This window comes from Dietzia cercidiphylli (assembly GCF_014145145.1).
Taxonomy (GTDB): Bacteria; Actinomycetota; Actinomycetes; order Mycobacteriales; family Mycobacteriaceae; genus Dietzia; species Dietzia natronolimnaea.
Genome location: NZ_JAALEA010000310.1, coordinates 1 through 7666, shown reverse-complemented (window position 1 = coordinate 7666; position 7666 = coordinate 1). Strand labels below are relative to the sequence as shown.

Sequence of the window (7666 nt, the reverse complement as noted above, 5' to 3'; positions counted from 1 at the left end):
GCCCCCGGCGCCGACCGGTGGCACTGGGTGTCGGGGCACGACGAGGCGGCGGCGGCCGCCGCGGACCTCGGGGGCCGCCCGTTCCTCACCGTCGGCCGACAGTCACTAGCGAGGTTCGTCGGTCCGCTCGCCACCCGCGAGGCGCTGGTGAGGGTGGTAGACCCGCCCGAGGGGACGATCCCCGCCCGGTGGCGGCTCCTGCTCGACCGTGGTCCCTACTCGGCCGAGGGCGAGCGGGCGCTGTTCACCGCGCACCGGGCGGACGTGCTGGTGACCAAGGACTCGGGAGGCGTGCACACCTGGCCGAAGATGGCGGTGGCCGCCGAACTCGGGGTGCCGGTGGTCGTGGTGCGCCGCCCGGGGGCCGCTCCGGGTGTAGAGGTGGTGGCCGACGCGGTGTCCGCCGTCGACCGGGTCGGGACCCTGGCCTGAGGAGGCTCCGGACGCCGGGTTCCGGGCCGATCCACAGGGTCCGATGACGGGGTTAACACACGTGTAGAGACGATCGACGCCTCGCCTGGCCGCGTCCGTCCTCGCCGGACCCGATCTCGCGCGGGTCTGCATCGTCGCAGGTCAATCAGGTCGAGGACGGTGGACCGGCCTCACGTATCACGACTCCGGCGCCACCCGCAGGGACTTCGCCCAGCCCGGCGCCGCCGAGAACATGATCAGAGAAATCGGCCTAAACACAGAAATGTTCGGACACCTGAGAATAGTGTGGTCTCCATCACACCAGGAGGCCGAGTGTTATCAGTTCGTAATCTCGAGGTCGTCTACGACGACGCGATGCTCGTCATCAGAGGTGCGAGTTTCGACGTGCCGGACGGCCACATCGTCGCGCTGCTGGGCGCGAACGGAGCCGGCAAGTCGACGCTGCTGCGCAGCCTCTCCGGACTACTCGATGTCCACAACGGGGCCATCACCAAGGGGTCGGTCACCCTCGACGGGGAGGACATCGGTTCGCTGAGCGCACCCGCGATCGCGCGACACGGCGTCAAGCACGTCCTCGAGGGGCGACGGATCTTCAAGGAGTTCTCGGTCGAGGAGAACCTGCGCATCGGCGCGCACGTCACGCGCCGCCACCTCCGCGAGGGCCTCGATCGCGTCTACGGGCTCTTCCCCGTCCTCCACGAGCGCAGGTCGCGAGTCGCCGGCTACCTGTCCGGCGGCGAGCAGCAGATGCTGGCGATCGGCCGGGCGCTCATGTCCGCACCGCGATACCTCCTGCTGGACGAGCCGAGCCTGGGCCTCGCGCCCAAGATGGTGGAGCAGATCCGGGACATCATCGTGGAGATCAACTCGCAGGGGACCGGGGTGCTGCTGGTCGAGCAGAACGCGGCGATGGCGCTGTCGATCGCCCGACACGGGTACGTGGTGGAGACCGGCCGCGTGGTCATGGACGGGCCCGCCGCGGACCTGCTCGACAACGACGACATCCGCGAGTTCTACCTGGGCGCGCGCTCGGACTCCGACGAGACGACGTCCTACCGCGACGTCAAACAGTACCGGCGGCGCAAGAGGTGGGCGTCATGACGAACCCGTCCACTTCCACCCCGGTCGTCGAGTTCTCGCAGGTGAGCCTGGCCTTCGGGAACCTCAAGGCGATCGACGGCGTCGACTTCACCGTCAACCCGGACGAGCTCTTCGCGATCATCGGCCCCAACGGCGCCGGGAAGACCAGCATCTTCAACGTCCTCTCGGGCGTGTACCGGCCGCAGCAGGGGTCGGTGAAGCTCAGGGGACAACAGCTCCTGGGGATGCGTCCGCACAAGATCGCCCGCCTGGGGGTCGCCCGGACGTTCCAGAACGTCGAGTTGTTCGCCAACCTGACGTTGGTCGACAACCTCATGCTGGGCCGGCACGTGAAGTTCCGCTACGGCACGCTCGCGGCGATCGCCTGGGTGGGGCCGGCCAGACGCCAGGAGGAACTGAACCGCGCCGCGGTCGAGGAGATCATCGACCTGCTGGAACTCCAGGCGTGGCGCAAGCTCCCGGTGGGGCTGCTGCCCTACGGCATCCAGAAACGCATCGAGCTGGGGCGGGCGCTGGCCATGGAACCCGAGATCCTCCTCCTCGACGAACCCGTGGCGGGGATGAACCTCGAGGAGACCGAGGACACCGCTCGGTTCCTGCTCTCGATCCGACAGGAGTTCAAGACCCCGATGATCCTCGTCGAGCACGACATGAGTCTGGTCATGGACATCGCGGACCGCGTGCTGGCCATCGACTTCGGCGCCCCGCTGGCCCTCGGCACCCCCGCGGAGGTCCAGAGTCACCCGGCGGTGGTGGAGGCCTACCTGGGCGGCCAGGCCGCGGCGCCCGCGTCCGGAGGGGGGAGCTGATGAGCACCACCACTCTGGCCACGCGGGTCCGCGACAACGCCGCCGCCCACCCCGGCGACGTGGCACTGCGGAGGAAGTCCCGGGGTGTCTGGAAACCGACGACCTGGGCGCAGTACTGGGACCAGATCCAGGACGTCGCGCACGCGCTCATCGCGCTCGGGATCGACACCCAGGACCGCGTCGCCATCCACAGCGAGAACCGGCCCGAGTGGCTGATCTGCGACATCGCGACAGTGGCCGTCCGGGGCGTCAGCGTGGGGGTCTACCCGACCAACCCGGCCGCGGAGGTCGGATACCTGCTGGAGAACAGCCAGGTCAGGCTGCTGGTGGCAGAGGATCAGGAACAGGTGGACAAGGCACTGGCGGTCTCCGACCAGTGTCCGGACCTCGCGCACATCGTGTACCTGGAGCCGCGCGGGATCCGGGGACACTACGACGACGAGCGCCTCATCTACTGGGACGACTTCCTTGCACTCGGTCGCGAGCACCGTCAGAGGGACGACGGGGCGGTGAACCGGCGGATGGAGCAGGCACAGCCCGACGACCTGATCACCCTCGTCTACACCTCGGGATCGACCGGCCCGCCCAAGGGAGCCATGCTCACCACGTCCAACGTCGAGTTCGCTATCGACACCGTCATGACCCGCGGGGGGACGTCCGATCCGCCGCCGGGACCGTCCGACTACGTGCTCACCTACCTCCCGCTCTCGCACGTCGCCGAGCGCTTCTTCACCACCTGGATGAGCTGCGCGAGCCGGCTCCAGGTGACGTTTGCCGAGTCCATCGACACCGTCCCCCAGAACCTCCAGGAGGTGCAGCCCACCCTGGTGATGGGTGTTCCGCGGATCTGGGAGAAACTCCTGGCCTCGGCCCAGATTCGTCTGGAGGACGCCACCTGGCTCAAGCGGAAGTGGTCGGGCTTCTGGCTGGCGCGGGCCGAGCGGATCGGCGATGCCCTGGTCTCGAACGGCGGCCGGCACACCCCGGCCAGCCGCACGTGGTACGTGCTGGGGTGGATCTGCATGTACCGGGCGCTGCGGGTCCGGACGGGATTGCGGTACGCGCGCTACGCGGTCTCCGGAGCTGCGCCGATCGCCCCGGAGGTGCTCAAGTTCTTCATGGGGATCGGTGTACCGATGCACGAGCTCTACGGGATGACCGAGAACTCGGCGATCGCCACCACCAACAAGCCCGGACGGGTGAAGCTCGGAACCGTGGGTGAGCCCCACGAGGGCACCGAGCTGAAGATCGACGAGACCACGGGCGAGATCCTGGTCCGGAGCCCGGCGGTGTTCGCCGGGTACTGGCGCAACCCGGAGAAGACGGCCGAGACCATCGACGCCGAGGGCTGGCTCCACACCGGGGACGTGGGCGAATGGGTCGACGGGACCCACGTCACGATCACCGACCGGATGAAGGACATCATCATCACCGCCGGCGGCAAGAACGTGTCCCCGTCGGAGGTCGAGAACGCCCTCAAGGTGTCCCCCTACATCAAGGAGGCCCTCGTGATCGGCGACGGCCGCAGGTTCCTCACCGCGCTCATCGGGATCGAGCTCGACACTGTCGGCGACTGGGCCACCCGCAAACGGATCGCCTACACCACCTACCGCGACCTGACGGAGAAACCCGAGGTCCGCGAGCTGGTGCAGGGGGTCGTCGACACCGCCAACGAGAGGTTCAACGCCGTGGAGCAGGTCAAGGCGTTCGCACTGCTGCCCAAGGAACTCGATCACGACGAGGGCGAGCTGACCGCGACCCAGAAGGTCAAGCGCTCGGCGGTGACGGGGATGTTCGCGGACCTCGTCGACGAGCTGTACGAGGGGGCACGATGACCCAGTTTCTCAGTGCCCTGAGCGTCGGTCTGGGCTCGGGTGCCATCTACGCACTCGTCGCGATCGGCTTCGTCATGATCTTCAAGGCCACCGGCGTTATCAGCTTCGCGCAGCCCGCGTTCCTCATGTCCGGTGCGATCATCGTCAGCTTCCTCGCTCCGGTGATGGGCTTCTACGTCGGAGCGATCCTCGGGGTGGTCGCCATCGGCGTCGTGGCTCTGCTGGTCGAACGGACGGCGATCCGACCGATGATCGGCAAGGCGGTGTTCATCATCGCGATCATCACCGTGGGACTGGATATCGTCCTCCGCACGATCGCCGGCATGTTCCTGGGTTCTCAACCGCGGTCGGTCGGGGACCCGTGGGGAACCGACGTCTCGGTGATCGCCGGGGTCGTCGTCCAACACAGGCACGTGGCGGCGTTCGTCACCGCCACGGTGATCGTCATCGCCCTCCTGCTGTTCTTCCGGTATTCCTCGGTCGGCCTGGCGATGCGGGCGGTCGCCTCCGACCAGGAGGCCGCGATGGCCCAGGGGGTGAGTGCCAGCCTGATCTTCGCGCTGTCGTGGGCGATGGCCGGTGCGCTGGCCGCGATCGCGGGGATCTTCGCCGCGACCGGCGGTCCTATCGGCAACACCCTGTGGTTGGTGGGACTCATCGCACTGCCCGCGATCGTCATCGGCGGGTTCGACTCGATAGGTGGCGCGATCATCGGCGGCCTGACCATCGGTATCGCCCAGGCCGTCGTGTCGACCTATCACAACCAGTGGTTCCCGGAACTCACCACCAATCTCGGACCGCTGATGCCCTGGATCATCATGCTGGCGGTGCTTCTCGTCAGGCCACACGGACTGTTCGGCACCAAGGAGGTGGAACGGGTATGAGCCATCTCGTATCTTCAGCGGACCCATCCGATACCTCGAGCGGGTCCCGCGGGTCGGCCGGGTCCGCATCGGGATCCCCGACGTCGCAGTCGGGGGCCGGAGGTCGGACCGGTTTCTTCGGACGGCCCCGCGGTCGGCCGGAGCTGTACTCCAGTTACCGGCAGGAACAGGCGCTGTTCAACACGCGCGCCAAGGCGGTCGGCGCCGCGATACTCATCGGAATCGCGGTACTCCTGCCGTTCAACGTCAGCGACGACCTGTTGCGGATCCTCGGCCTGGGACTCGTTCTGGCCATCGGCGGTATCGGGCTCAACCTGATCACCGGCTACGCAGGTCAGATCTCCCTCGGCCACGCGTTCTTCGTCGGGGTCGGGGCGTACACCGCATCGGTGGTGGCCGGCGATCCCGAAGGGCGCGCACTGGGCCTGGGCATCACCTTCGTCCCGGTGTGGATCATCGCCGCGGGTGCGATGGCGGCGCTCTGCGGGGTGGTCGTCGCCCCCTTGGCCACCAGGCTGCGGGGTCTGTATCTCGCGGTGGTGACGCTGGGCCTCGTGTTCCTCGGCACCTACATCTTCACCGAGTGGTCGAGTGTCACCGGGGGGCCGGGAGTCGGTCGCGAAGCACCGCGCCCCGTCGTGTTCGGCAACGACCTCACCCTGGACAGTGCGTTCACCTCGGACCAGAAGCTGTACTGGTTCTTCCTCGCACTCCTCCTGATCGGGGCGCTCGCGGCCCGGAACATCGCCCGCTCGCGGATCGGGCGCGCCTTCGGGGCGATCCGCGATCGCGACATCGCGGCAGGTGTCATGGGCGTCGACCTGGCGCGCTACAAGCTCATCGCGTTCACGGTCTCGTCGTTCTACGCCGGCGTGTGCGGGTCACTGCTGTTCGTCGCGAACCGACACTTCGGGCCGGAGCAGTTCGGACTGATCATGTCGATCCAGTTCGTCGCCATCGTCTTCATCGGCGGGGCCGCGACCATCTCCGGGTCGATCATGGGCGCCCTGCTGATCGCGTCACTTCCCCGGATCTCGGCGGAGGTCGCCCACCTGTTCCCGTTCATCTCCACTGCACCCAACGCCAGCCCCAACATCTTCGAGGTCGAGGCGATTCTGTACGGCGGCCTCATCGTGGCGTTCCTGTTGTTCGAACCGCGCGGTCTGTACGGCGTGTGGCTGCGAATGCGGATGTATTGGAAGAGCTTCCCGTTCACCTACTGAACCCACCCACTGAACACCTGAGGAGAACACCATGAAGTCGAAGACACTACGCAGCGGGGTGGCCGGCCTGTCGGCGATCGCCCTGGTCCTGGCGGGCTGTGGCCGCGACGACGGCGGAGACACCGAGGTCGCCGGCGTCACCGAGGAACCGTGCCCACAGGCGATCGATGACTCGAAGGGCTGCATCTACCTGGGAGCGATCACCGACCTGACGGGACCGTTCTCACCGATCGGCGCCCCGATGATCGAGGGCTCCCAGGCCTACTGGCAGAACGTCAACGAGAACGGCGGCATCGGCGACTACGAGGTCGACATGGTGACCCACGTCCGGGACAACGCCTACAACGAGACCACCCACTCCCAGGAGTACCGGGAGATCAGGGACCAGGTCCTGATGTTGGCCCACTCGATGGGCACCGCCCACACCAACGGCATCCTCGACGACACCCGGCAGCAGAACATCGTCACGGTCCCCGCATCCCTGGGGTCGAACTGGCTGTTCGAGGAGGGCGTCATGGAGTTCGGCACCAGCTACTGTGCCGAGGCCATGAACATGGTGGACTACGCCGTCGACAACTTCGACGCGACGAGTGTCGGCGCGGTGCACTTCCCCGGTGACTACGGTGACGACGCCGCCAAGGGCGCGGAGATCGCCGCCGAGGAACGCGGTGTCGAGTTCACCCGGTACACCACGGCCCCCGGCGGGACCGACGAGCAGACCGCGGTGATCCAGCGGATCCTGGCCGATCAACCGGACGTCGTGGTCCTCTCCACCAGTGCGATCGAGACCGGCGCCATCGTGGGTGCCACCGTCGCGCAGGGGTTCGAGGGCCAGTTCATCGGTTCCACTCCCACGTGGAGCGCCGGTCTGATGGGAAGCCAGGCCGCGCCGGCACTCGAGGCGCGCTACCTGCACGCCGGAGCGGTGGCTCCGTGGGGCCACGACTCGGAAGGCCACATCGAGATGCGGGAGGTCGCCGAATCCATGGGGACCGAGCCCGATGACTGGTTCGTCCTGGGTTGGGGTGCCTCGTCGGTCATCCACGGACTCCTGGAGCAAGCGGTCGAGAACGATGAGCTCACCCGAAGCGGTCTCTACGAGTCGGTCGACTCGCTGACGGGGGTCGACACCGGTGGGATGTTCGCGGAGGGAGCCGGGGACTACTCGGGAGACGTCAACGAGAACGCGTCCCGCTCGAGCATCATCAACCGGATCGAGCCGGGCAGTCCCACGGGCCTCGTCCTGGAGGAGGAGTGGTACGAGGGACCCACGGCGGCCGACTTCGAGTACACGGAGGCGTGCTACCTGATGTGACCGCCCTGAGGTGATCCTCTCAGCGGATACCGGCCGCCCGTCGACCACTGTCGACGGGCGGCCGGCT

General features: G+C 67.5%; 7 protein-coding genes. All 7 read left to right on the top strand.

Annotated elements, in window-relative coordinates:
- Positions 1 to 432, top strand: a 432-nt coding sequence (locus G6028_RS11400; protein WP_182658922.1) for a precorrin-6A/cobalt-precorrin-6A reductase, incomplete at its 5' end; no start/stop codon positions are given.
- Between the two features lie 312 nt (positions 433 to 744).
- Positions 745 to 1533, top strand: coding sequence for an ATP-binding cassette domain-containing protein (locus G6028_RS11395; protein WP_182658920.1), 789 nt, complete (start codon positions 745 to 747; stop codon positions 1531 to 1533).
- Complete coding sequence (locus G6028_RS11390) at positions 1530 to 2342, top strand: ABC transporter ATP-binding protein (protein ID WP_182638973.1); 813 nt, start codon at positions 1530 to 1532, stop codon at positions 2340 to 2342. The genes G6028_RS11395 and G6028_RS11390 overlap by 4 nt, the downstream gene beginning before the upstream one ends.
- Positions 2342 to 4177 (top strand): AMP-dependent synthetase/ligase, encoded by a 1836-nt coding sequence (locus G6028_RS11385; protein WP_182658919.1) that lies wholly within the window; start codon positions 2342 to 2344, stop codon positions 4175 to 4177. Before G6028_RS11390 ends, G6028_RS11385 begins: the two co-directional genes overlap by 1 nt.
- Complete coding sequence (locus G6028_RS11380) at positions 4174 to 5061, top strand: branched-chain amino acid ABC transporter permease (protein ID WP_179524134.1); 888 nt, start codon at positions 4174 to 4176, stop codon at positions 5059 to 5061. Before G6028_RS11385 ends, G6028_RS11380 begins: the two co-directional genes overlap by 4 nt.
- Positions 5058 to 6284, top strand: a complete 1227-nt coding sequence (locus G6028_RS11375) for a branched-chain amino acid ABC transporter permease (protein WP_179524135.1) — start codon at positions 5058 to 5060, stop codon at positions 6282 to 6284. Before G6028_RS11380 ends, G6028_RS11375 begins: the two co-directional genes overlap by 4 nt.
- A gap of 31 nt (positions 6285 to 6315) precedes the next feature.
- Entirely contained in the window at positions 6316 to 7599 is a 1284-nt protein-coding gene (locus G6028_RS11370; RefSeq protein WP_179524136.1) for an ABC transporter substrate-binding protein, read from the top strand.
- Positions 7600 to 7666: the final 67 nt, after the last annotated feature.